This is a genomic window from Streptomyces sp. NPDC004788 (assembly GCF_053601115.1).
Genome location: NZ_JBSGBF010000082.1, coordinates 13075 through 35544, shown reverse-complemented (window position 1 = coordinate 35544; position 22470 = coordinate 13075). Strand labels below are relative to the sequence as shown.

Below are 22470 nucleotides of genomic sequence, written 5' to 3'. Positions count from 1 at the left end.
GCACCCACACCGTGGGTGCCGCCCTCTCGCGTACGCGTACGGGCCGGCGCGCGGCTCAGCTGCGCGGCACGGCCTGTCCGCTCGCCCCGTCCACCACCGTCCGGCCGTCCAGCGGCGCGTCGAGCGTCACCGTCTTCGTGATCTCGACGGCGATCGCGATGCACGCCTTGCCCGGCTCCGTCGGCTTCTCGGCGATCCGTACGGTCACCTTCTGCGGGGTCTCGGCCGCCGTCACCGTGTACGTGCTGCACACCCCGCCCCAGAAGGTCACCGACAGCTGCCGGCCGCCCGCGTCCGTCCGGTACGCGCTGATCTGCCGCTCCGGCACCGCCGGCGGCGCCGACTGCGCGGGCGGCCTCAGGTACCGGTCCTCCACCGCGGTCCGCACCACCGTGTACGGCTTGGTGCCGGGCTGCTCCCGCGCCTCGAACAGCCACGCCGGTACGAGGGATGCCTCGCCGCCCACGTCCTGAGCGGCGAGCCCGAAGACGGCGCCGGTGACGGTGACGACGTGCGGCTCCGGCGCCGGGCAGGAGGAGTCCGCCCGGCTCGGGTCGCCCTCGCCCTGCGCCTTGCCCGCCGGCGGGTCGATCGCGCAGCCGCCGATCGCGGCCGGGCCCGCGCCCTTCGCGTCCCTGTTCAGCTCGTCCAGGGCCTGCTTCGCCCCGATCACCGGATACGTGGCGCCCTTGGCCGGTTCGAGCAGCCGCCCGCTCCCGGCCACCACGGAGCCGTCGGGGCCCACCTGGATGCCGGTCGACCAGCCGTACGTGGGCAGGCCGTCGACGACCGGGTCGGCGTTGACCACCCGTACCGAGCCGTTCATGATCTGGCTCGCGTCCAGCTTGGCGTCGTCCTGGCCGATCGCCTTGAGGACCGGCGCCGCCGCCGCCCTGGCCGCGGCCTCGCTCACCGGAGAGCCGCCGCCCGTCGGCGGCTTCGCCTCCCCCGGCGGCGGGCAGGCCTTGCCCTTGAGGCAGGTGTCGCCGACCGGGCCGCCGTCGTAGCGGCTCACGGTCCAGCTTCCCGGCGCCCGCTCGGACACGTCGAGCCGCAGCCCGTTGCTGTCCTTCTCCGGCGTCAGCTGCCACACCCCGGACACCAGCCGGGGCGTGCCGGCGAGCCCGAGGGCGCGGGCCAGCCGGGTCACCTCGGCCGGGGTGACCCGCCCCTCGGGCCGGTGGACAGCAGCCGAGGACGGCCCGTGGGGGAGGGGACCCCGGGCCCGGTAGACGGTCCCGTCGGAACCGCTCGGGTCGGGTTCACCCGGCGCGATCCCCTGACCGCCGCCCCGCGTCGGTGCGGCGCGCACCGCCGTATCGCCGCTGTCGCCGGCGTGGCCGCCGCCGTCGCCGCTGGCCGTGGCGGCGTAGTACACGCCTCCGCCGCCCACCAGCAGCACCGCTGCCGCCGCCACCGAGGTGACAAGAAACGGGCGCTTTCCCCGCCCGGTTTCCGAACTGCTCACCGTTCGCTCCTTCCCAAGGACACCCCTGGGACGGGAACGAGGGTCAACCGGTTCCGGTTCTGTGCTCAGATCCCGTACTCGGGGGTCGCGGCGATCAGCCGCGCCGACGCGGCCGGCACCTTCACGCCGTGGATCAGCGCGGGAGAGACCGGAGCGGCCTGCGGAACGGAGTCGGGGACCCAGTGCGGGGCCATCCGCGCGCCGTCCCCGCACAGCTCGGCGAGGCTGAACTCGGACTCCTGCGGCTCACGAGGAGCGGGGTACACGGTCATGGCGGCACCGTACGCACGCCTCGGCATCGGGGAAAAGCCCTACTCTGGGGTAGTTTCCACTGTTCGGCTTCCGCCCCCGCAGCCGGTAGCGTGAACTGTCATTACCGTCCTTCCCCACGGGAGCATCCAGCCGTGCGTATCGCAGTCACCGGCTCCATCGCCACCGACCACCTCATGACCTTCCCGGGCCGGTTCGCCGACCAGCTCGTGGCGGACCAGCTGCACACGGTCTCGCTCTCCTTCCTCGTCGACAACCTCGACATCCGACGGGGCGGCGTGGGCCCGAACATCTGCTTCGGCATGGGCCAGCTCGGGGGCAACCCGATCCTCGTGGGCGCGGCCGGTTACGACTTCGACGAGTACCGTGCCTGGCTCGACCGGCACGGCGTCGACACCGCCTCCGTCCGCATCTCCGAGGTGCTGCACACCGCGCGCTTCGTGTGCACCACGGACAAGGACCACAACCAGATCGGCTCCTTCTACACCGGTGCCATGAGCGAGGCCCGGCTGATCGAGCTCAAGGCCGTCGCCGACCGCGTGGGCGGTCTCGACCTGGTCCTGATCGGCGCCGACGACCCCGAGGCGATGCTGCGCCACACGGAGGAGTGCCGGACCCGCGGGATCCCGTTCGCCGCCGACTTCTCGCAGCAGATCGCGCGCATGGACGGCGAGGAGATCCGCACGCTGCTCGACGGCGCGACCTACCTCTTCTCCAACGAGTACGAGAAGGGCCTCATCGAGTCGAAGACCGGCTGGACGGAGGAGGAGATCCTCGGCCGCGTCGGCCACCGGGTCACCACCCTCGGCTCGCGCGGTGTCCGCATCGAGCGCGTCGGCGAGGACCCGATCGAGGTCGGCTGCCCGGAGGAGGACGCCAAGGTCGACCCGACCGGCGTCGGCGACGCCTTCCGCGCCGGCTTCCTGACCGGTCTCGCGTGGGGCGTCGGCCTGGAGCGCGCGGCGCAGGTCGGCTGCATGCTGGCCACGCTGGTGATCGAGACGCTGGGCACGCAGGAGTACACGCTGCGCCGCGCCAACTTCATGGAGCGCTTCACCAAGGCGTACGGCGACGAGGCCGCCGCCGAGGTCCAGGCCCACCTGGGCTGACCCGCACGGACCGCTACGGAGCCCCGGGGCGCGCGCCCCGGGGCTCCCGCGCGTCCGCGGGCTACGACACGCGTCGCACCACGTACGCCGTCCCGCCCTTCGGCCACGCCTCCTCGCCGACGTACTCCTGCCCCCGCATCTCGCACCACGCCGGGATGTCGAGGCGCGCCGCCTCGTCGTCCGAGAGGACCGTCACCGTGGCGCCGACCGGGACGTCGCCGATGACCTTGGCGAGTTCGATGACCGGGATCGGGCAGCGGCGGCCGAGGGCGTCGACCACGAGGGTGCCGGAGCTCTCCTCGGGCGCGGCGAACATCGCCGACGGGGCGCCGAGGCGGTCGCGCACGGAGGCCACCACGCCCGGGAGGACGGCGAGGAAGCGGTCCACGTCCTCCTCCGTGGTGCCGGTCGGCAGCGAGACCCGGACGTTGCCCTCGCTCAGCACCCCCATCGCGCGCAGCACATGGCTGGGCGTCAGCGTCGAACTCGTGCACGACGAACCGGACGAAACGGAGAAACCCTCCCGGTCGAGCTCGGCGAGCAGCGTCTCCCCGTCGACGTAGAGACAGGAGAAGGTGACGAGATGGGGGAGCCGCCGCAGCGGGTCGCCCACCACCTCCACGTCCGGCACCAGCTCCGGCACCCGCGCCCGGATCCGGTCCACCAGCGCCCGCAGCCGCGCCGACTCGGCCGCCGCCTCCGCCCGTACCGCCCGCAGCGAGGCCGCCGCCGCCACGATCGCCGGCAGGTTCTCGAAACCGGGCGCCCGCCCCGACTCCCGTTCGTCCGACGGGCCTTGAGGGGCGAACCGGACACCCTTGCGCACCGCGAGCAGCCCGACCCCCGCCGGCCCGCCCCACTTGTGCGCGCTCGCCGCGAGCAGCGACCAGCCCACCGGCACCGGCCCCCAGCCCAGCGACTGCGCCGCGTCCACGAGGAGCGGCACCTCCGCCGCCCGGCAGGCCGCCGCGACCTCCGCCACCGGCTGCTCGGTGCCCACCTCGTGGTTGGCGGACTGCAGACAGGCAAGGGCGGTACGGGAGTCGAGCGCCTCCGCAAAGACCTCCGGGTCCACCGCGCCCGAGCGCCCCACCGGCACCTTGGTCACCGTCCCGCCCGCCGCCGCGTGCGCCTCGCCGGCGTGCAGCACGGAGGAGTGCTCGACCGCCGACACCACGAGCCGCTCCCCGGCCCGCCGGCGCCCCGCGAGCGCCCCGGCGACGCCCGCGTGAACCGCGCGTGTCCCCGAAGGAGTGAACACCAGCTCGTCGGGCCGGCAGCCGACCGCCTCCGCCGCGGCCTCCCGCGCCGCGTCGAGCAGCATCCGGGCCCGCCGCCCCTCCCGGTACAGGCGGGCCGGATCGGCCCAGCCCTCGTCCAGGGCGGCGAGCAGCGCCTGACGGGCGACGGGGTGCAGCGGAGCCGCCGATGCGGCGTCGAAGTACGGCATCCCGCCACGCTATCCCCGCCGCCGCCCGCCCGGTTCCCTGCCCGCCGCCCGTGCCGTTCCCCGCCCGCCGCCCGCCCGGTTCCCTGCCCGCCGCCCACGCCCTTCCCGCTCCGCGCGACTCCCCGTCAGAAGCCCGGTCCGCACCGGCGACAGGCGCGGCGCACACGGCCGTTCGGCCCCCCGCGTCACGCTTCCAACGCGCCGGAGTCCACCCCTTCGGGGGCCCGGACGGCGCGTTGGGCACCCTCCCCGCGCGACCCCAAATAGCGTCCAGTAGGGTTTGGTCCGCATAAACATCCAAACCCCTGCCCGCGGCCGGGGCGGCGACCGACCAGCGAGACGGACGGCCGTGGCAGCCGACCTCGCGGGCCGAGACTCTCGGGAAGGCGCTACGTGAGTCCCAACGGCTCCGACCGCTCGTCGCGGCGCCCGATGCGGCGGAAGCTGCCGCAGGTGCTGACTGCGGGCCTGATCCTGGCGACAGCCACCGGCTGCTCGTACAACTGGGAAGACTTCCCCCGCCTTGGTATGCCCACCCCGGTGACGGAGGAGGCTCCCCGGATCCTCTCCCTGTGGCAGGGTTCCTGGGCCGCCGCGCTCGTCACCGGCATCCTGGTGTGGGGCCTGATCATCTGGGCCACCATCTTCCACCGGCGCAGCCGCACCAAGGTCGAGGTACCTCCGCAGACCCGTTACAACATGCCCATCGAGGCGCTGTACACGGTCACGCCGCTCATCATCGTGTCGGTGCTCTTCTACTTCACCGCGCGCGACGAGTCCAAGCTCCTCGAGCTCACCCCGAAGCCGGCGCACACGATCAACGTGGTCGGCTACCAGTGGAGCTGGGGCTTCAACTACGTCGAGAACGTGCCCGGTGTGCCCGGCGACGCCCAGAAGGCTCCGAACCTCGCGGCGATTCCGGACAAGTTCAAGGCCGACTTCCCGGCGAACGCGGGCGGCGTCTACGACGCCGGCATCCCCGGCACCCGGAACCCGCAGACCGGCAACCCGGGCCCGACCCTGTGGCTGCCGAAGGGCGAGAAGGTCCGGTTCGTCCTGACCTCGCGTGACGTCATCCACTCCTTCTGGGTGGTGCCCTTCCTGATGAAGCAGGACGTCATCCCGGGTCACACCAACGCCTTCGAGGTCACCCCGACCCAGGAGGGCACCTTCCTCGGCAAGTGCGCCGAGCTGTGCGGTGTCGACCACTCCCGGATGCTCTTCAACGTCAAGGTGGTCTCCCCGGAGCGCTACCAGGCGCACCTGAAGGAGCTTGCCGCGAAGGGGCAGACCGGCTACATCCCGTCCGGCATCGCTCAGACGGACCCGGCCCGGAATGCGGAGAAGAAGAAGCTGTGAGCATTCTCAACGAACCCCACGGGGCGGCCGCGGCTGAGGACTCGTACGAGAACGAGCTCCCGGTACGCCGCAAGCAGCCCGGCAACGTCGTGGTCAAGTGGCTCACCACCACCGACCACAAGACGATCGGCACGATGTACCTGCTGACGTCGTTCGTGTTCTTCATCATCGGCGGCATCATGGCGCTCTTCATGCGCGCCGAGCTTGCCCGTCCGGGCACGCAGATCATGTCGAACGAGCAGTTCAACCAGGCGTTCACGATGCACGGCACGATCATGCTGCTGATGTTCGCGACGCCGCTGTTCGCCGGTTTCGCGAACTGGATCATGCCGCTGCAGATCGGCGCGCCCGACGTGGCGTTCCCGCGGCTGAACATGTTCGCCTACTGGCTGTACCTCTTCGGCTCGATCATCGCCGTGGCCGGCTTCCTCACCCCGCAGGGTGCCGCCGACTTCGGCTGGTTCGCCTACTCCCCGCTGTCGGACGCCGTCCGCTCGCCGGGTGTCGGCGCCGACATGTGGATCATGGGTCTGGCCTTCTCCGGCTTCGGCACGATCCTCGGCTCGGTCAACTTCATCACCACGATCATCTGCATGCGCGCTCCGGGCATGACGATGTTCCGCATGCCGATCTTCACCTGGAACGTGCTGCTGACCGGTGTCCTGGTCCTGCTCGCCTTCCCGGTCCTGGCGGCCGCGCTGTTCGCCCTGGAGGCGGACCGCAAGTTCGGTGCCCACGTCTTCGACGCGGCCAACGGCGGAGCGTTGCTCTGGCAGCACCTCTTCTGGTTCTTCGGACACCCAGAGGTGTACATCATCGCCTTGCCCTTCTTCGGCATCATCTCCGAGGTCATCCCGGTCTTCAGCCGTAAGCCGATGTTCGGCTACATCGGTCTGGTGGCCGCGACCATCGCGATCGCCGGTCTGTCCGTGACCGTGTGGGCCCACCACATGTACGTCACCGGTGGCGTGCTCCTCCCGTTCTTCTCCTTCATGACGTTCCTCATCGCCGTTCCGACCGGCGTGAAGTTCTTCAACTGGATCGGAACGATGTGGAAGGGCTCGCTGTCCTTCGAGACCCCGATGCTCTGGGCCGTCGGCTTCCTGGTCACCTTCACCTTCGGTGGTCTGACCGGCGTCATCCTGGCCTCGCCCCCGATGGACTTCCACGTCTCCGACTCGTACTTCGTCGTGGCGCACTTCCACTACGTCATCTTCGGCACCGTGGTCTTCGCGATGTTCTCCGGCTTCCACTTCTGGTGGCCGAAGTTCACCGGCAAGATGCTGGACGAGCGCCTCGGCAAGATGACCTTCTGGACGCTGTTCGTGGGCTTCCACGGCACCTTCCTGGTGCAGCACTGGCTGGGTGCCGAGGGCATGCCGCGTCGTTACGCGGACTACCTCGACGCCGACGGCTTCACCACGCTGAACACGATCTCGACGATCTCGTCGTTCCTGCTCGGCCTGTCGATGCTGCCGTTCTTCTACAACGTGTGGAAGACCGCCAAGTACGGCAAGAAGATCGAGGTCGACGACCCGTGGGGCTACGGCCGTTCGCTCGAGTGGGCGACGTCCTGCCCGCCGCCGCGGCACAACTTCCTCACCCTGCCGCGGATCCGTTCCGAATCCCCGGCGTTCGACCTGCACCACCCTGAGATCGCGGCTCTCGACCAGCTCGAGAACAAGCCTCACGAGGTGGCGGCCCTCAGCGGCGGCAAGGAGGCCGGCAAGTGAAGATCCAGGGCAAGATGTTCATCTGGCTGAGCGTCTTCGTCCTCGCCATGGCGATCGTCTATGGCGTGTGGTCGAAGGAGCCGGTCGGTACGACGGCGCTGTTCCTGGCCTTCGGTCTGTGCATCATGATCGGCTACTACCTGGCCTTCACGGCCCGGCGGGTCGACGCCATGGCGCAGGACGACAAGGAGGCCGACGTCGCGGACGAGGCCGGCGAGGTGGGCTTCTTCGCCCCGCACAGCTGGCAGCCGCTCTCGCTGGCCATCGGCGGTGCGCTCGCGTTCCTCGCCATCGCGATGGGCTGGTGGCTGCTGTACTTCTCGGCTCCGCTGATCCTCGTCGGTCTGTGGGGCTGGGTGTTCGAGTTCTACCGCGGTGAGAACCAGAACCAGTAGCAGCCGGCCGCCGGCAGCGGCACCAGCAGTACCCGGTAACACTCCGAGGGGCCCGGTCACTTCACCCGAAGTGACCGGGCCCCTCGTTTGCTCCACTCGGCGCGCCGGGCGCGAGGATCGTTCTTAACGTGAGGGCATGAACGACACGCCGCGCATTCGGACTGTTCTGAGCTGCACCCTTCTGGCCCTCACCGTCACCGCCGGTGCCACCGCGTGTGCGGGCTCCGAGGACCATCCGCTGTCGGCGAGGCCCTACGACGCGTCCGACGAGATCGCCTTCAACGCGCCCGGCGGTGGGAAGAAGGCGGACCCCGACAAGCCCCTGGAGATCACCGCCAAGGGCGACGACGGGCGGATCACCGACGTCACCGCCACCGACGGGACCGGGCACCACCTGGCCGGCGAACTCACCGCGGACGGGCGGAAATGGCGCTCCACGGCCGCTCTCGCGGCCGGTGCCCGGTACACCGTCCAGGTGGCCACCGAGGACGAGGACGGCGCTCCAGGGGCCCGTACGTTCACTTTCGAGACAGCACCGGCCAAACGGGCCCTCACCGTCACCTTCGGCCCCGAGGCGGGCACATACGGGGTCGGGCAGCCGATCACGGCCGAGCTGAGCGTCCCGGTGAAGGACAAGGCGGCCCGCGCCGTCGTCGAACGGGCCCTCAAGGTCCGCTCCACGCCCGCCGTCGAGGGCGGCTGGTACTGGGTGGACGACAAGAACCTGCACTACCGCCCGAAGGAGTACTGGCCCACCGGCGCCACCGTCACCGCCACCGGCAACCTCGACGGCCTGAAGGTCGGCGACAAGCTCTACGGCGGCGCGTCCAAGCCGCTGAAGCTCACCATCGGCGACCGCATCGAGGCGGTCGCGGACGCGAGCGAGCACTACATGACGGTGAAGAAGAACGGAGAAGTGATCAACACCATTCCGGTGACCACCGGAAAACCGGGCTTCTCCACCCGAAACGGCATCAAGGTGGTGCTCGGCAAGGAGTACTACGTCCGGATGCGGGGCACCAGCATCGGCATCTCGGAGGGCAGCTCCGACTCGTACGACCTGCCGGTGTACTACGCCACCCGGGTGACCTGGAGCGGCGAGTACGTGCACGCCGCCCCCTGGTCGGTGGGCTCGCAGGGCGTCGCCAACGTCAGCCACGGCTGCGTGGGCATGTCGACCGGCAACGCCGCCTGGTTCTACGAGAACGTGCGCCCCGGCGACATCGTCCAGGTCGTCAACAGCGAGGGCGAGATGATGGACACCTTCGGCAACGGCTTCGGCGACTGGAACATGCCCTGGGACAAGTGGCACAAGGGCAGCGCCCTGGTGACGGGCGGCGGCTCGGACCCCGCCGCCACCGAGGACGCCAAGGCCCGCCTGCGGCCGTCCCTCTAGCCCGTACGGCCGGGGCTACGCGTCCACGGACAGGCGTGAACGCAGCAGGGCCGCCAGCGACGCCGCGAACTCCACCGGTTCCACCGGATGGGTGATCGCGGCGTCCGCGCGGCTCCAGGTGGCCAGCCAGGCGTCCTGCGGACGGCCGATCAGCAGCAGGACGGGAGGGCAGTGGAAGATCTCGTCCTTGATCTGGCGGCACACGCCCATGCCACCGGCCGGCACCGCCTCGCCGTCGAGCACGCACACGTCGATGCCGCCCCGGTCCAGCTCCTCCAGGACCGCCGGCAGCGTCGCGCACTCGACGAACTCGACCGGGGGAACATCGGCGGCGGGCCTGCGCCCGGCCGCCAGGCGCACCTGCGCCCGGGTGTTCGCGTCGTCGCTGTAGACCAGGACCGTGGCGCTCGACTGCATCGTTCCTCCGTGAAGGTGGTCGGTCGTTGCGCGGATGCTACTCCGGTCCACACCCCGTCAACACCCGTTCAACGCCTGTTCGAAGGGTGCCCCGGCCCCGTTCCGATGGGCCGTTCGGGCTGGACACGCGCCCCGGACACTCCGAACGGCACCCCCCGGAGTGAGGGCGGGATAAGCGACCGACATAATGTCGGTCGTGGCGACAGTAACGACAGTAGATACCGGGCACGCGCACCCGTCGGTCAATCGACCGAACCTCACCAGCGTCGGAACCATCATCTGGCTGAGTTCCGAGCTGATGTTCTTCGCGGCCCTCTTCGCGATGTACTTCACCCTGCGATCCGTGATGGGTCCGGACTTCTGGGCGGAAAAGGCCGATGCCTTGAACCTCCCGTTCTCCGCGACGAACACCACGATCCTGGTGCTCTCCTCCCTCACCTGCCAGCTCGGCGTCTTCGCCGCCGAGCGGGGCGACGTGAAGAAGCTCCGGACGTGGTTCATCATCACCTTCGTGATGGGCGCGATCTTCATCGGCGGCCAGGTCTTCGAGTACACCGAGCTGGTCAAGAAGGACGGCCTCTCGCTGTCCTCGGACCCGTACGGCACGGTGTTCTACCTGACCACCGGCTTCCACGGCCTGCACGTGACGGGCGGTCTCATCGCCTTCCTGCTGGTCCTCGGCCGGACGTACGCCGCCAAGAGGTTCACCCACGAGCAGGCAACCGCCGCCATCGTCGTGTCCTACTACTGGCACTTCGTCGATGTCGTCTGGATCGGCCTCTTCGCCACGATCTACTTGATCAAGTAATCGGTCTCCGCCTCCGGGCGCAGACACATCCAGCAAGCATCGACGCAGAAGATCCTGACACCGGGGTAATCCGTGAAAAAGCTCTCCGCACGACGACGCCATCCGCTGGCGGCGGTCGTCGTCCTACTCCTCGCGCTGGCGGCAACTGGGGGGCTGTACGCCGCGTTCGCGCCCGCGGGCACGGCCAAGGCCGACGAAACCGCCCAGTCCCTCGCCATCGAGGAGGGCAAGAAGCTCTACTCCGTCGGCTGCGCCAGCTGCCACGGAACCGGCGGTCAGGGCACCTCTGACGGCCCGTCCCTGGTCGGCGTGGGCTCGGCGGCGGTGGACTTCCAGGTCGGCACCGGCCGTATGCCCGCCCAGCAGCCGGGCGCCCAGGTCCCGAGGAAGAAGACGATCTACTCGCAGGCTGAGATCGACCAGCTTGCCGCGTACGTCGCCTCCCTCGGCGCCGGCCCGATCGCGCCGAAGGAAAGCCAGTACAGCCCTGACGGTGCCGACATCGCCAAGGGTGGCGAGCTGTTCCGCACCAACTGCGCCCAGTGCCACAACTTCACCGGTGAGGGCGGCGCGCTGACCTACGGCAAGTACGCGCCCACCCTTGAGGGCGTGGACCCGAAGCACCTCTACGAGGCCATGCAGACCGGCCCGCAGAACATGCCCTCCTTCCCCGACACCACGATGCCGGAGAAGCAGAAGAAGGACATCATCGCCTACGTCCAGGCCGTCAACAGCGACAAGGCCGACAGCCCGGGTGGTCTCAAGCTGGGTGGCCTCGGCCCCGTCAGCGAGGGTCTGTTCGCGTGGATCTTCGGTCTGGGCGCGCTGATCGCAGTTGCCATCTGGGTCGCGGCCCACACCGCTAAGGCCAAGAAGTCATGAGTACCCAAGAGAATCCAGAAGAGAACCTGCCGACCGTGCAGGACACCGCGCACGGCGCGGTGAAGGTCGCCGACGACCCGTTCGCCGACCCGGGCCTCCCGCCCCACAAGCCCCGCATCCAGGACATCGACGAGCGGGCCGCCCGCCGGTCCGAGCGTGCGGTCGCCTTCATGTTCACGCTGTCGATGCTGGCCACGATCGGCTTCATCGCCTCGTACGTGATCTTCCCCGTCGACGCGATCGTGTACATCTGGCCGTTCGGCCGGGTGTCCTCGCTCAACTTCGCCCTGGGTCTGACCCTCGGTGCGGCGCTGTTCTTCATCGGCGCGGGCGCGGTCCACTGGGCCCGCACCCTGATGTCCGACGTCGAGATCGCCGACGAGCGTCACCCGATGGCGGCGGAGCCCGAGGTCAAGGCGAAGGTCATGGCGGACTTCGCGGCCGGTGCCGCCGAGTCCGGCTTCGGCCGCCGCAAGCTGATCCGCAACACGCTCTTCGGGGCGCTCGCGATGGTTCCGCTGTCCGGCATCGTCCTGCTGCGTGACATGGGTCCGCTGCCCGAGGAGAAGCTCCGCAGCACGCTGTGGGCCAAGGGCAAGCAGCTCATCAACATGAACACGCACGAGCCGCTGCGTCCCGAGGACGTCGCGGTGGGTTCGCTGACCTTCGCGATGCCCGAGGGCCTCTCGGAGCACGACGAGCACTTCCAGACCGAGATCGCCAAGGCCGCCCTGATGATCATCCGGATCCAGCCGGAGGACATCAAGGACAAGCGCGAGCTCGAGTGGTCGCACGAGGGCATCGTCGCCTTCTCGAAGATCTGCACCCACGTCGGCTGCCCGATCTCGCTGTACGAGCAGCAGACGCACCACGTGCTCTGCCCGTGCCACCAGTCCACCTTCGACCTGTCCGACGGCGCCCGCGTCATCTTCGGCCCGGCCGGCCACGCCCTGCCGCAGCTGCGGATCGGCGTGAACGACAAGGGTTACCTCGAGGCGCTCAGCGACTTCGAAGAGCCCGTCGGTCCTGCCTTCTGGGAGCGCGGATGAGCACCGTGACCAACACGCGTAAGCAGGCGCCCCGCGGAGAGCGGATCGCCGACTGGGCCGACGGTCGCCTGGGGATCTACACGCTGGCCAAGGCCAACATGCGGAAGATCTTCCCGGACCACTGGTCCTTCATGCTGGGTGAGGTCTGCCTCTACAGCTTCCTCATCATCATCCTGACCGGCGTCTACCTGACGATGTTCTTCCACCCGTCCATGAACGAGGTGGAGTACATGGGACCCTACGTCCCGCTCCAGGGTCAGCTGATGTCCGAGGCGTTCAACTCGACCATGCACATCTCCTTCGAGGTGCGCGGTGGCCTGCTCATCCGGCAGATCCACCACTGGGCGGCGCTGATCTTCCTCGCCGGCATGTTCGTGCACATGATGCGCGTCTTCTTCACCGGCGCGTTCCGCAAGCCGCGTGAGATCAACTGGCTGTTCGGCTTCCTGCTGTTCTTCCTGGGCATGTTCACCGGCTTCACCGGTTACTCGCTCCCGGACGACCTGCTCTCCGGCACCGGTGTCCGCTTCATGCAGGGCGCGATCCTGTCCGTGCCGATCATCGGCACGTACCTGTCGATGTTCCTGTTCGGCGGCGAGTTCCCCGGCGGCGACTTCGTCGCCCGGTTCTACTCGGCGCACGTGCTGCTGCTCCCGGGCATCATGCTCGGCCTGGTGGTCGCGCACCTCATCCTGGTGTTCGTCCACAAGCACACCCAGTTCGAGGGCCCCGGCCGCACGAACAAGAACGTCGTCGGCATGCCGCTGCTGCCGGTCTACATGGCGAAGGCCGGAGGCTTCTTCTTCCTGGTCTTCGGCGTGATCGCGGTCGTCGCGGCCATCGCCTCGATCAACCCGATCTGGGCCATCGGCCCGTACCGCCCGGACCAGGTGTCCACCGGCGCCCAGCCCGACTGGTACATGGGCTTCGCCGAGGGTCTGATCCGTGTCATGCCGGGCTGGGAGATCAACCTGTGGGGCCACACGCTGGTCCTCGGCGTGATGATCCCGCTGGCGATCTTCCCGCTGGTCCTCGCGGCCATCGCGGTGTACCCGTTCATCGAGTCCTGGATCACCGGCGACAAGCGCGAGCACCACATCGCGCAGCGCCCGCGCAACGCTCCGACGCGCACCGCCTTCGGTGTCGCCTGGATCACCGCGTACATGATCATGCTGGTGGGTGGTGGAAACGACCTCTGGGCGACCCACTTCCACCTGTCGCTGAACTCGATCACCTGGTTCGTGCGGATCTTCTTCTTCGCCGGCCCGGTCATCGCCTTCATCGTCACCAAGCGGATCTGCCTCGGCCTCCAGCGCCGCGACAAGGACAAGGTGCTGCACGGCCGCGAGTCCGGCATCATCAAGCGCCTGCCGCACGGTGAGTTCGTCGAGGTCCACCAGCCGCTCAGCCAGGGCCAGCGCTACAAGCTCACGGCGCACGAGCAGTACGCGCCGGCCGAGCTGCCGCCGGCCGTCGACGAGAACGGTGTCGAGCGCAAGATCGGCCGCATGGAGAAGCTCCGGGTCAAGCTGAACCGGGGTTACTACGGCGGCGACAGCCAGGTCGCCAAGCCCACCGTCGAGGAGTACCGGGAGATCGAGAGCGGCCACGGCCACCACTGATCACCACTGACCTCCTGACGTAGGTCGCCACGGCGAGAGCCCCGTCCATTCGATGGACGGGGCTCTTTGCCGTTGCCCGAGATCGATAGGGTGGGGTCATCACGCCATCGCGTGCCATACGTCGTAGACCAGGAGCTGTCATGAGCGCTGTGAACCCCGCTGGAGGCGACACCGCGGCGGGCCGCTCCTGGCCCGCCCTGCTGAACGGACTGCTCGAAGGCCGCAACCTGTCCGCCGACGACACCGCCTGGGCGATGGACCTGATCATGCGCGGCGAGGCGACCGACGTGCAGATCGCCGGCTTCATGGTGGCGCTGCGGGCCAAGGGCGAGACGGTCGAGGAGATCACCGGCCTCGTCCGGACCATGTACGAGCACGCCAACGTCATCGAGGTACCCGGCCCGGCCGTGGACATCGTCGGCACCGGCGGCGACGGCGCCAAGACGGTGAACATCTCCACCATGGCCTCCATCGTGGTGGCCGGCACCGGCGTGAAGGTCGTCAAGCACGGCAACCGCGCCGCGTCCTCCGCCTCCGGCTCCTCCGACGTCCTGGAGAAGCTCGGCGTCAACCTCGACATCACCCCGCGCCGGGTCGCCGAGGTCGCCGAGGAGGCCGGCATCACCATCTGCTTCGCGGTGAGGTTCCACCCCTCGCTGCGGTACGTGGCCACGGCCCGCGGCCAGCTCGGCATCCGGACCACCTTCAACGTGCTCGGTCCGCTGACCAACCCGGCCAAGGTGCGGGCACAGGCCGTCGGCGTCGCCGACCCGCGGATGGCGCCGATCGTGGCCGGAGTCCTCGCCGAGCGCGGCAACTCCGCCCTGGTGTTCCGCGGCGACGACGGCCTGGACGAGCTGACCACCACCGGCACCTCCCGGGTGTGGGTGGTCCGGGACGGCGCCGTGCGCGAGGAGCGCTTCGACCCGCGTGACGTCGGCATCCAGCCGGTGACCCTGGACGCGCTGCGCGGCGGCGACCCGTCGTACAACGCCGATGTCGCCCGACGGCTGCTCGCCGGCGAGACCGGGCCGGTGCGCGACGCGGTGCTGCTCAACGCGGCGGCGGCGCTCACCGCCCTGGAGCCGGGCGAAGGCACCCTGGCGGAGCAACTGGCCGCGGGCATCGCGAAGGCCGCCGAGTCCGTCGACTCCGGCGCGGCCCGGCGGGCCCTGGAGCGGTGGATCGCCGCCAGCAACGCCTGACGCCTCGTTCGGAGGCATGTGAACGCACTGTTGCGACCCCGTCCCGGATGCCGGGACGGGGTTGCGGCGTCGTGATCGTCTGGCATAGGTTTTTCGACAGGTCATGAGTGACAGCCACAAAGCCCCGGCTGGCTGTCCGGCAACCCTCCGTCCGTGGCGGGGTGCCCCGGGTGAAGACCAGGCCGCACGAGCAGAAGCCTGCGGCAAGCGCGGACCCCTGCGCACCACCCTGGGGTCCTTGGTCCTCTAGGGAGCGGTGTCTCGTGAGCAAGCGAATGCGTTAGGGCCCTCGGCCCCTCACCGAAATCAACACCCGTCCGCGGCAACCCCTTTCCGCGCCTCCGCGCGCTGCCGCCGCACGGGCACTCGTACGCCTTTTCGCGCCCCTTTCATGCCGGGAGACACCGTTATGTCCGCACGCCCGAACGCCGCCGCCCTCGCCTCCGCCGTCACCGCCGACACCTCCGCCGACCCCTGCTGCGACGCCCCGCTGCCGGTCCTCGGCCGGGACGTCACCGTCCCGCTGGTCACCGGCGGCGAGGTCACCTACGCCGCGCTCGACTACGCCGCCAGCGCCCCGGCCCTCCAGCGCGTGTGGGACGACGTCGCCGCCTACGCCCCGTACTACGGCAGCGTCCACCGCGGCGCCGGCTACCTCTCCCAGCTCTCCACCGACCTCTTCGAGAACAGCCGCGCCACCGTCGCCGAGTTCCTCGACTGCCGCCCCGGCGACCAGGTCGTCTTCACCCGCTCCACCACCGACTCGCTCAACCTGCTCGCCCACGTCGTCCCCGCCGACTGCCAGGTCTTCGTCTTCGAGACCGAGCACCACGCCTCGCTCCTCCCGTGGCGCGACGCCCAGGTCACCTACCTCAACGCGCCGCGCACCCCGCAGCAGGCCGTCGAGACCCTGGAGCGCGCGCTCGCCGAGCGCGATCCGTACGGCCCCGCGCTGGTCTGCGTGACCGGCGCCTCCAACGTCACCGGCGAGCTGTGGCCGGTGCGCGAACTCGCCGCCGCCGCGCACGCGCACGGCGCGCGGATCGTCCTCGACGCCGCCCAGCTGGCGCCCCACCACCCCGTCTCCGTACGGGAGTTGGACGTCGACTGGGTCGCGTTCTCCGGGCACAAGCTGTACGCCCCGTTCGGCTCCGGCGTGCTCGCCGGCCGCGCCGACTGGCTGCAGGACGCCGAGCCCTACCTCGCGGGCGGCGGCGCCTCCCGCAAGGTGGCCCGCCGGGCCGACGGTGGTGTGGACGTGGAGTGGCACACCACCGCGGCCCGGCACGAGGCCGGTTCGCCCAACGTCATCGGCGTCTACTCCATCGCCTCGGCCTGCAAGGCGCTCACCGAGGCCGGCTTCGACCGGCTCGTCGCCCGCGAGCGGCACCTCATCGCCAAGGTCCGGCAGGGCCTCGCCGACGTCCCCGAGGTCCGTGTGCTCTCCCTCTTCGGCGATGACGCCGACCGTGTCGGCGTCATCTCCTTCGTCGTCCAGGGCTGGAACAGCTCCCATTTCGCCGCCGCGCTCTCCGCCGAGTACGGCATCGGCGTCCGCGACGGCCTGTTCTGCGCCCACCCGCTGGTGCGCACCCTGCTCGGCAGCGACCCGCAGGACCCGGGCGAGTGCGGCGCCCCGGAGGCGGCCCCCGGGGAGCGGTCTCTCAACGCGATCCGGGTGAGCTTCGGCGCGGGCACGCCCGACGAGCACGTGGAGCGGTTCGTGGGCGCGGTGAGGGAGCTGGTCCGCGACGGCGCCCAGTGGAAGTACCGCACCGAGGACGGCCGCTGCGTCCCGGACCGCGGCTGATCGGTCGCTCGAACGGGTGAAGCCGGCCTCCCGCGGGGGAGAGGCCGGCTTCAGCCGTGCGTACGCGGGGTCAGGACTCCAGGCCGATGGCGAAGGCCGCGTCCAGGTCGTGCTGCGAGTAGGCCCGGAAGGCGACGTGCGTGTCGGTGCCCTCGACGCCCGGGATCTTGGAGATCTGGCCCGGGATGACATCGGCCAGGTCGTCGTGGCGGCCCACCCGGACCATGGCGATCAGGTCGTACGTTCCGGTCACCGAGAAGACCTCGCTGACGCATTCGATCGCGGCGATCTCCTCGGCGATCTCGGGGATGCGGTCCACGCTGGTCTTGATGAGCACGATCGCGGTGATCACGGCTGGCTTTCTCCCTCGGTGGCCGCGGCTGGTGGCTTCACTCTAGCCCCACCTCTATACCGCGCCCACGCGTAGAGGAAGCCGAGCGCGAAGCCGATCACGTGCGCCAGATACGCCACTCCCGGCCCGGCCCCCGCCGAGCGCGCCGCCAGCCACTGGAGCACGAACCAGAAGATCAGCACGATCCAGGCCGGGAAGCGCAGCGGCAGGAAGAAGAGGAACGGGAACAGGCTGGTCACCCGGGACCGCGGGAAGAGATAGAGGAACGCCCCGAGCACCCCCGAGATCGCCCCCGACGCCCCGACCAGCGTCTGCTCGCTGTCCGCGTGCGCCACCGCGTACCCGAGCAGCGCCAGGTATCCGCAGCCCAGGTAGAACAGGCCGTACTCGGCCGCGCCCATCCGCTCTTCGGCCATCGCCCCGAACACGTACAGGAACAGCATGTTCCCGAGCAGATGCAGCCAGCTGCCGTGCACGAAGAGCGCGGTCAGCGGGGTGAGCAGAGCGCCCGGCCGGCCGGCGGTGAGCTCGGCCGGCACCACTCCCCAGCGCTGGAAGTACGCGCCCTGCGCCGCGAGGAGGGTGTCGCCCGTGCCGTAGGAGGGGTTCAGGCCCGCCACCGGGCTCGCCGCGAAGAGCAGCACGCAGGCGGCGATGATTCCGTACGTCACGGTCGGTCCGCTGCGGGCACTCCGCCATGCGTCGAGGGCCGCGCCCCGCCAGTCGATCATGGACAGATCATGGCGTACCGGTGCCCACCTGGACAGAGTGCCTCGCCGTGACACGGGGTACCCGGGAGGCCGTAGGGTTACGGGCAGTACCCCCGCAGTCCGACGGCGCACCGCGGGCCCGTAATGCCTCGTATAAAGCCTCACACTGAGCCTCGTACGGAAAGAGGACGGCAACGATGACGACGGTTCCCCTGCCGACCGCCGAGACCCGCTGGCGCTGCACCCTGTGCGGCAATCTGACCCGCTTCGACGTGACGCGCTCGTCCAAGGTCGTCGAATACGTCCATCTGGACCTCGCCGGAGAGCCGACCGTCGAGGAGCGCGAGGTGGTCAGTGAGACCATCGAGTCGGTCCGCTGCCGGTGGTGCAACGCGGTGGACCAGATCGAACTGGTGGACAGGCCGGGCGCCGCTTCCTGAGAAGCGGCCCGGCGAGGGCTTCGGAGCCCCGGCGAGGGCGACGGACAGGGAGAGGGTGACGGATCGTGGAGCAGCCCGCGCGCGGTGATGAACCGGCGGGCGGCGGCCCGGCGGGCGATGCTGCCGCCGAGGCGCTCGACCGACCGCTGCCCGAGGCCGTACGGCGCAAGGTCGTCGCGCTCGTCGCCGACGCGTTCGGCGGCCTGACCGTCGCCGAGCTGCCCGCCCCGCTGCGCCAGTACGCCCGCTTCACCGCCTCCCGGCGGGCCAAGTTCGCCGGGAACGCGATGGCCGCCGCCCTGGAGAGCGATCCGCTGTTCCGGCAGCGGATCGGCGAGCGCTTCAAGGAGGCCCAGCCCGAACTGGCCGGCGCCGTCGAGTCCGGCACCCCGCCCGCCGCCGCCGACCCGGTCGACGTGGCCGCGGCCGCCTATGTGCTGCGCCCGGCCGGCTGGGGCAAGCTCGTCGCCGCCGCCGGCGAGGAGGCCGAGCGCGCCGACGCCGAGCGCGCCGACGAACTGAGCCGGCGCGAGCTGGAGCGGCTGCGCGAGGAGGTCGTGGCCGCCAAGGAGCGGGCCAGGTCCGAGACCGAGCAGCTGCGGCACGACCTGGAGGCCGCCCGCAAGGAAGCGGAATCGCTTCACCGCAAGTTGCGCAGCGCCCAGAGCGACGTCAAGCGCGGCGAGGCGGCGCTGCGCCGGGTGCAGGCCGAGATCGACGCCGCCCGCGCCGAGGCCGCCGCCCAGGTGTCCGCCGCCGAGAGCGAGACCCGGCGGCTCAAGGCCCGGCTCGGCGAGGTCGAGGCCGCCCTGGAGGCGAGCCGGCGGGCCGCCCGCGAGGGGCGCTCGGTGGAGGACATGCGGCTGCGGCTGCTTCTGGACACGGTGCTCGACGCCGCCCAGGGCCTGCGCCGCGAACTCGCCCTGCCTCCGGTGTCGATGCATCCGGCGGACACCGTGGACGCGGTGGAGCCCGGCCGGATGTCGCCGAAGGACATCGCGGCCCGCGCGCTGTCCGAGACCGACCCGGCGCTCTTGGACCAGCTGCTCGAACTGCCGCAGGCGCACCTGGTGGTGGACGGCTACAACGTCACCAAGACCGGCTATCCGACGATGCCGCTGGAGAAGCAGCGGCTGCGGCTGCTCGGCGGTCTGTCCGCGCTCGCGGCCCGCTCGGGCGCCGAGATCACCTGTGTCTTCGACGGCGCGGAGCTGGCCGCGCCGGTGCTGCTCGCGCCGCCGCGCGGGGTGCGGGTGCTGTTCTCCAAGCCCGGCGTGACGGCGGACGAGTTGATCCGCCAGCTGGTCCGGGCGGAGCCGCCGGGCCGTCCGGTGGTCGTCGTGTCCACCGACCGCGAGGTGGCCGACGGCGTCGCCAAGTCCGGTGCGCGGCCGGTCGCGTCCGCCTTGTTGCTGAAGCGGCTTTCGCGCCTCTCGTAAGACGTTGCCCTGTCTGCCTGTTGCGTCCGTTTTCTGCTCCGCGCAGGGTCAACCGGCCACTACTGCCCGTGCGGTGTCGGTAAATAAGTTGTGGCGTGAGGCAGATTTTGACCCTTGGGATTTGAACTGATCACAAGATGGTCACTAGGGTCGGGGCTCGAACCTACGCGCGGTCGATCATCCATCCGGGATGGCAGCGTCGGTCCCGCCTGCCCCTGACCGGTTGGGCGGCTCTGAGGAAGAAGGAGCTCGCCTTCGTGGCGTCCCACCGTCGTCCCAAGCAGCCGAGCCGCACCCGCGTGACCGTGCTCACCGCGACCGCCGCCGCGGCCGTCGCGCTCTCCGCCCAGTCCGGTGCCCAGGCGGCCCCGAAGCCGAAGATCGACGAGGTCAAGGCCAAGGTCCACACCCTCAACGAAGAGGCCGAGGTCGCCACCGAGCAGTACAACCAGGCCAACGAGCGCCGGGAGACGCTGCAGAAGGAGATCAGCGCCCTCCAGGACAAGGTGGCCCGCGGCCAGCAGGAGCTCAACACCCTGCGCGGCCAGATCGGTTCGGTCGCCACCGCGCAGTACCGCTCCGGCGGCATCGACCCGGCGCTCCAGCTCTTCCTCTCCGCCGACCCGGACACCTACCTCGACAAGGCGTCCGCGATCGACCAGATCGGCGCCAAGCAGGCCGACGTGCTGGCCACCATCCAGGCCAAGCAGCGCACCCTCGCGCAGGAGCGGGCCGAGGCGGCGGGCAAGCTCGCCGACCTCGAGGACGTCCGCAAGACCCTCGGCGAGAAGAAGGCGAAGTTCCAGGGCAAGCTCGCCGAGGCGCGCAAGCTCCTCAACACCCTGACCGCCGCCGAGCGCGCCAAGATGCAGGAGGACGAGCAGCGCGCCAGCCGCTCCGCCGGCGACCGGGTCAACCTCGGCAACGAGGTGCCGGCCTCGCAGCGCGGCGCCGCCGCCCTCAACGCCGCCGCCACGCAGCTCGGCAAGCCGTACGTCTCCGGCGCCGAGGGCCCCAACTCGTACGACTGCTCCGGCCTCACCATGTGGTCCTACCGCCAGGCCGGCGTCAGCATCACCCGCACCACCTACACCCAGCAGAACGACGGCGTGAAGATCGGCCGCAGCCAGCTCAAGCCGGGCGACCTGGTCTTCTTCAACAACCTGGCGCACGTGGGCCTCTACGCCGGCAACAACACCGTCCTGCACGCCCCGCACTCGGGCGCGGTGGTCCGCTACGAGTCGATGGACACCATCGGCAGCTTCATGTTCGGCGTGCGCATCTGACGCACCGCCCCGGGTGGACTCCGCCCCGGTGACACGCCCCTCCGAACGGGTGGTTTGCCGGAACCCCGACTGACGCGACGCCCCGCTGGTGACCTGTGGTCTCCGGCGGGGCGTCACTTTGCGTGCCCGGCACCTTCGTTGGACGGGGGTTGATCACCGGCTACTGTCTGGCGCCTGCCAGTCCGCCGAGCAGTCCGCCGAGCCGAACGGAGCGCGATCCGTGGCGTCCCACCGACGACCCGCCAGGGTCACCGTCCTCACCGCAGCCGCGGCCACCGCGGCCACGGCCCTCGGTGCCGTCCCCGCGCACGCCGACCCGGGCGGCCCGCTGCCGCAGACCACCCGCGCCACCCGGGCCACCGTCGACCGGCTCTTCGAGGAGGCCGAGCAGGCCACCGAGGGCTACAACCGGGCCGACGAGAAGGCCGACCAGCTGCGCCGCACGGTCTCCCAGGCGCAGGACCGGCTCGCCCGCGGCCAGGAGCGGATCAACCGGATGCGCGGCGCGCTCGGTTCGGTGGCCGGCGCCCAGTACCGCTCCGGCGGCATCGACCCGGCCCTCGCCCTGCTGCTCTCCGCCGACCCGGAGAACTACCTGGAGCGGGCCGCCGTGCTCGACCGGGTCACCGCCCGGCAGGGCGCCGCCCTCGACGAACTCCGCGGCGAACTGCGCAAACTGGCGCAGGAGCGCACCGAGGCCGGCCGGGCCCTCGCCGAACTGGAGCGCAGCCGCGCCGACGTGGCCCGTCACAAGCGCACCGTCGAACGGAAGCTCGCCGAGGCCCGCCGGTTGCTCGCCTCGCTCACCCCGGACGAGCGGGCCGGCTTCGACCGGGCCTCGCGCACCGGCCGGGCCGCCCTCGACGAGGAGCTGCCGCCGCTCGCCGACCTCGGCCCCTCGCGCGCCTCCGCCGCGGTGATCGCCGCGCGCAGCGCCATCGGCAGGCCGTACGTGTGGGGCGCCGCCGGGCCGTCCGCCTTCGACTGCTCGGGCCTGATGGTCTGGTCGTACCGCCAGGCCGGCATCGCGCTGCCCCGCACCTCCCAGGCGCAGCGCAACGCGGGCCGGCGCATCCCGCTCTCCCAGGCCCAGCCCGGCGACCTCGTCACCTACCGCAGCGACGCCAGCCACGTGGCCATCTACGCCGGCAACGGACAGGTCATCCACGCCCCCTATCCGGGCGCGCGGGTCCGCTACGACCCGGTGAACATGATGTCCCACGTGACGGTGACCCGGGTCTGAGCCCCGGACGGCTTGCCCTCCCCCCGT

General features: G+C 70.6%; 21 protein-coding genes and 1 riboswitch. Of the genes, 15 read left to right on the top strand and 6 right to left on the bottom strand.

The annotated features are described in order from the left end of the window. Window positions 1–55: 55 nt before the first annotated feature. Window positions 56–1468, bottom strand: coding sequence for a hypothetical protein (locus ACWEJX_RS28700; protein ID WP_451610314.1), 1413 nt, complete (start codon window positions 1466–1468; stop codon window positions 56–58). Between the two features lie 65 nt (window positions 1469–1533). Next, window positions 1534–1740, bottom strand: coding sequence for a hypothetical protein (locus ACWEJX_RS28695; RefSeq protein WP_451610313.1), 207 nt, complete (start codon window positions 1738–1740; stop codon window positions 1534–1536). Between the two features lie 132 nt (window positions 1741–1872). Between ACWEJX_RS28695 and ACWEJX_RS28690 the strand changes: the two genes are divergently transcribed. Continuing rightward, complete coding sequence (locus ACWEJX_RS28690) at window positions 1873–2847, top strand: carbohydrate kinase family protein (RefSeq protein WP_451610312.1); 975 nt, start codon at window positions 1873–1875, stop codon at window positions 2845–2847. A gap of 61 nt (window positions 2848–2908) precedes the next feature. Here ACWEJX_RS28690 and ACWEJX_RS28685 read toward each other — a convergent pair whose 3' ends face one another. Continuing rightward, window positions 2909–4297 carry an aminotransferase class V-fold PLP-dependent enzyme gene (locus ACWEJX_RS28685; RefSeq protein ID WP_451610311.1) on the bottom strand — a complete coding sequence of 463 codons (1389 nt, stop codon included), beginning with the start codon at window positions 4295–4297 and terminating at the stop codon, window positions 2909–2911. A gap of 393 nt (window positions 4298–4690) precedes the next feature. Here ACWEJX_RS28685 and ctaC point away from each other — a divergent pair, with 393 nt between their 5' ends. The 4 genes from ctaC (at window position 4691) to ACWEJX_RS28665 (ending at window position 9180) form a co-directional block, all read left to right on the top strand. Further along, the gene (gene ctaC / locus ACWEJX_RS28680; protein ID WP_451610310.1) at window positions 4691–5656 is read left to right on the top strand and encodes an aa3-type cytochrome oxidase subunit II; all 966 of its coding nucleotides are present in this window, start codon (window positions 4691–4693) and stop codon (window positions 5654–5656) included. Then, window positions 5653–7389, top strand: a complete 1737-nt coding sequence (gene ctaD / locus ACWEJX_RS28675; protein WP_451610309.1) for an aa3-type cytochrome oxidase subunit I — start codon at window positions 5653–5655, stop codon at window positions 7387–7389. The genes ctaC and ctaD overlap by 4 nt, the downstream gene beginning before the upstream one ends. Next, on the top strand, window positions 7386–7784 hold the full coding sequence (locus tag ACWEJX_RS28670) for a cytochrome c oxidase subunit 4 (protein WP_451610308.1): 399 nt from the start codon (window positions 7386–7388) through the stop codon (window positions 7782–7784). Before ctaD ends, ACWEJX_RS28670 begins: the two co-directional genes overlap by 4 nt. A 136-nt stretch (window positions 7785–7920) precedes the next feature. After that, the gene (locus ACWEJX_RS28665) at window positions 7921–9180 is read left to right on the top strand and encodes an Ig-like domain-containing protein (protein WP_451610307.1); all 1260 of its coding nucleotides are present in this window, start codon (window positions 7921–7923) and stop codon (window positions 9178–9180) included. A 15-nt stretch (window positions 9181–9195) separates the two neighbouring features. Here ACWEJX_RS28665 and ACWEJX_RS28660 read toward each other — a convergent pair whose 3' ends face one another. Then, a complete protein-coding gene (locus ACWEJX_RS28660) occupies window positions 9196–9597 on the bottom strand; it encodes a hypothetical protein (RefSeq protein ID WP_451610306.1) in 402 nt (133 codons plus the stop codon). A 187-nt stretch (window positions 9598–9784) separates the two neighbouring features. Between ACWEJX_RS28660 and ctaE the strand changes: the two genes are divergently transcribed. The 6 genes from ctaE (at window position 9785) to ACWEJX_RS28630 (ending at window position 16973) form a co-directional block, all read left to right on the top strand. Further along, window positions 9785–10405, top strand: coding sequence for an aa3-type cytochrome oxidase subunit III (gene ctaE, locus ACWEJX_RS28655; protein ID WP_403798452.1), 621 nt, complete (start codon window positions 9785–9787; stop codon window positions 10403–10405). Window positions 10406–10477: 72 nt separating this feature from the next. Continuing rightward, entirely contained in the window at window positions 10478–11287 is an 810-nt protein-coding gene (qcrC, locus tag ACWEJX_RS28650) for a cytochrome bc1 complex diheme cytochrome c subunit (RefSeq protein WP_403798450.1), read from the top strand. After that, window positions 11284–12336, top strand: a complete 1053-nt coding sequence (gene qcrA / locus ACWEJX_RS28645; RefSeq protein WP_451610305.1) for a cytochrome bc1 complex Rieske iron-sulfur subunit — start codon at window positions 11284–11286, stop codon at window positions 12334–12336. Before qcrC ends, qcrA begins: the two co-directional genes overlap by 4 nt. Continuing rightward, entirely contained in the window at window positions 12333–13958 is a 1626-nt protein-coding gene (gene qcrB, locus ACWEJX_RS28640) for a cytochrome bc1 complex cytochrome b subunit (RefSeq protein ID WP_403798444.1), read from the top strand. The genes qcrA and qcrB overlap by 4 nt, the downstream gene beginning before the upstream one ends. A gap of 140 nt (window positions 13959–14098) precedes the next feature. Continuing rightward, window positions 14099–15163, top strand: a complete 1065-nt coding sequence (trpD, locus tag ACWEJX_RS28635; protein ID WP_451610304.1) for an anthranilate phosphoribosyltransferase — start codon at window positions 14099–14101, stop codon at window positions 15161–15163. Window positions 15164–15262: 99 nt separating this feature from the next. Beyond that, window positions 15263–15379, top strand: a riboswitch (SAM riboswitch). 193 nt (window positions 15380–15572) lie between these two features. Then, entirely contained in the window at window positions 15573–16973 is a 1401-nt protein-coding gene (locus ACWEJX_RS28630) for an aminotransferase class V-fold PLP-dependent enzyme (RefSeq protein ID WP_451610303.1), read from the top strand. A 70-nt stretch (window positions 16974–17043) separates the two neighbouring features. On the opposite strand, the gene ACWEJX_RS28625 is transcribed toward ACWEJX_RS28630, so the two are convergent. After that, a complete protein-coding gene (locus ACWEJX_RS28625; RefSeq protein ID WP_451610302.1) occupies window positions 17044–17325 on the bottom strand; it encodes an Lrp/AsnC ligand binding domain-containing protein in 282 nt (93 codons plus the stop codon). Beyond that, window positions 17322–18056 (bottom strand): rhomboid family intramembrane serine protease, encoded by a 735-nt coding sequence (locus ACWEJX_RS28620; protein WP_451610301.1) that lies wholly within the window; start codon window positions 18054–18056, stop codon window positions 17322–17324. Before ACWEJX_RS28620 ends, ACWEJX_RS28625 begins: the two co-directional genes overlap by 4 nt. A gap of 176 nt (window positions 18057–18232) precedes the next feature. Between ACWEJX_RS28620 and ACWEJX_RS28615 the strand changes: the two genes are divergently transcribed. The 4 genes from ACWEJX_RS28615 (at window position 18233) to ACWEJX_RS28600 (ending at window position 22443) form a co-directional block, all read left to right on the top strand. Further along, window positions 18233–18475, top strand: a complete 243-nt coding sequence (locus ACWEJX_RS28615; RefSeq protein WP_403798432.1) for a hypothetical protein — start codon at window positions 18233–18235, stop codon at window positions 18473–18475. 65 nt (window positions 18476–18540) lie between these two features. Beyond that, window positions 18541–19914 carry an NYN domain-containing protein gene (locus tag ACWEJX_RS28610; RefSeq protein WP_451610300.1) on the top strand — a complete coding sequence of 458 codons (1374 nt, stop codon included), beginning with the start codon at window positions 18541–18543 and terminating at the stop codon, window positions 19912–19914. 257 nt (window positions 19915–20171) lie between these two features. Then, window positions 20172–21200 (top strand): NlpC/P60 family protein, encoded by a 1029-nt coding sequence (locus ACWEJX_RS28605; RefSeq protein WP_451610299.1) that lies wholly within the window; start codon window positions 20172–20174, stop codon window positions 21198–21200. 220 nt (window positions 21201–21420) lie between these two features. Continuing rightward, window positions 21421–22443: an NlpC/P60 family protein gene (locus ACWEJX_RS28600; protein ID WP_451610298.1), complete on the top strand. Its 1023-nt coding sequence runs from the start codon at window positions 21421–21423 to the stop codon at window positions 22441–22443. Window positions 22444–22470: the final 27 nt, after the last annotated feature.

Excerpts from the sequence above, each read along its gene's own strand:
- ctaE (WP_403798452.1), top strand. The coding sequence starts at position 9,785 with ATGTCGGTCGTGGCGACAGTAACGACAGTAGATACCGGGCACGCGCAC.
- ACWEJX_RS28615 (WP_403798432.1), top strand. The coding sequence starts at position 18,233 with ATGACGACGGTTCCCCTGCCGACCGCCGAGACCCGCTGGCGCTGCACC.
- ACWEJX_RS28620 (WP_451610301.1), bottom strand. The coding sequence starts at position 18,056 with ATGATCGACTGGCGGGGCGCGGCCCTCGACGCATGGCGGAGTGCCCGC.
- ACWEJX_RS28665 (WP_451610307.1), top strand. The coding sequence starts at position 7,921 with ATGAACGACACGCCGCGCATTCGGACTGTTCTGAGCTGCACCCTTCTG.
- trpD (WP_451610304.1), top strand. The coding sequence starts at position 14,099 with ATGAGCGCTGTGAACCCCGCTGGAGGCGACACCGCGGCGGGCCGCTCC.
- ACWEJX_RS28630 (WP_451610303.1), top strand. The coding sequence starts at position 15,573 with ATGTCCGCACGCCCGAACGCCGCCGCCCTCGCCTCCGCCGTCACCGCC.
- ACWEJX_RS28660 (WP_451610306.1), bottom strand. The coding sequence starts at position 9,597 with ATGCAGTCGAGCGCCACGGTCCTGGTCTACAGCGACGACGCGAACACC.
- qcrA (WP_451610305.1), top strand. The coding sequence starts at position 11,284 with ATGAGTACCCAAGAGAATCCAGAAGAGAACCTGCCGACCGTGCAGGAC.
- qcrB (WP_403798444.1), top strand. The coding sequence starts at position 12,333 with ATGAGCACCGTGACCAACACGCGTAAGCAGGCGCCCCGCGGAGAGCGG.
- ACWEJX_RS28685 (WP_451610311.1), bottom strand. The coding sequence starts at position 4,297 with ATGCCGTACTTCGACGCCGCATCGGCGGCTCCGCTGCACCCCGTCGCC.
- ACWEJX_RS28695 (WP_451610313.1), bottom strand. The coding sequence starts at position 1,740 with ATGACCGTGTACCCCGCTCCTCGTGAGCCGCAGGAGTCCGAGTTCAGC.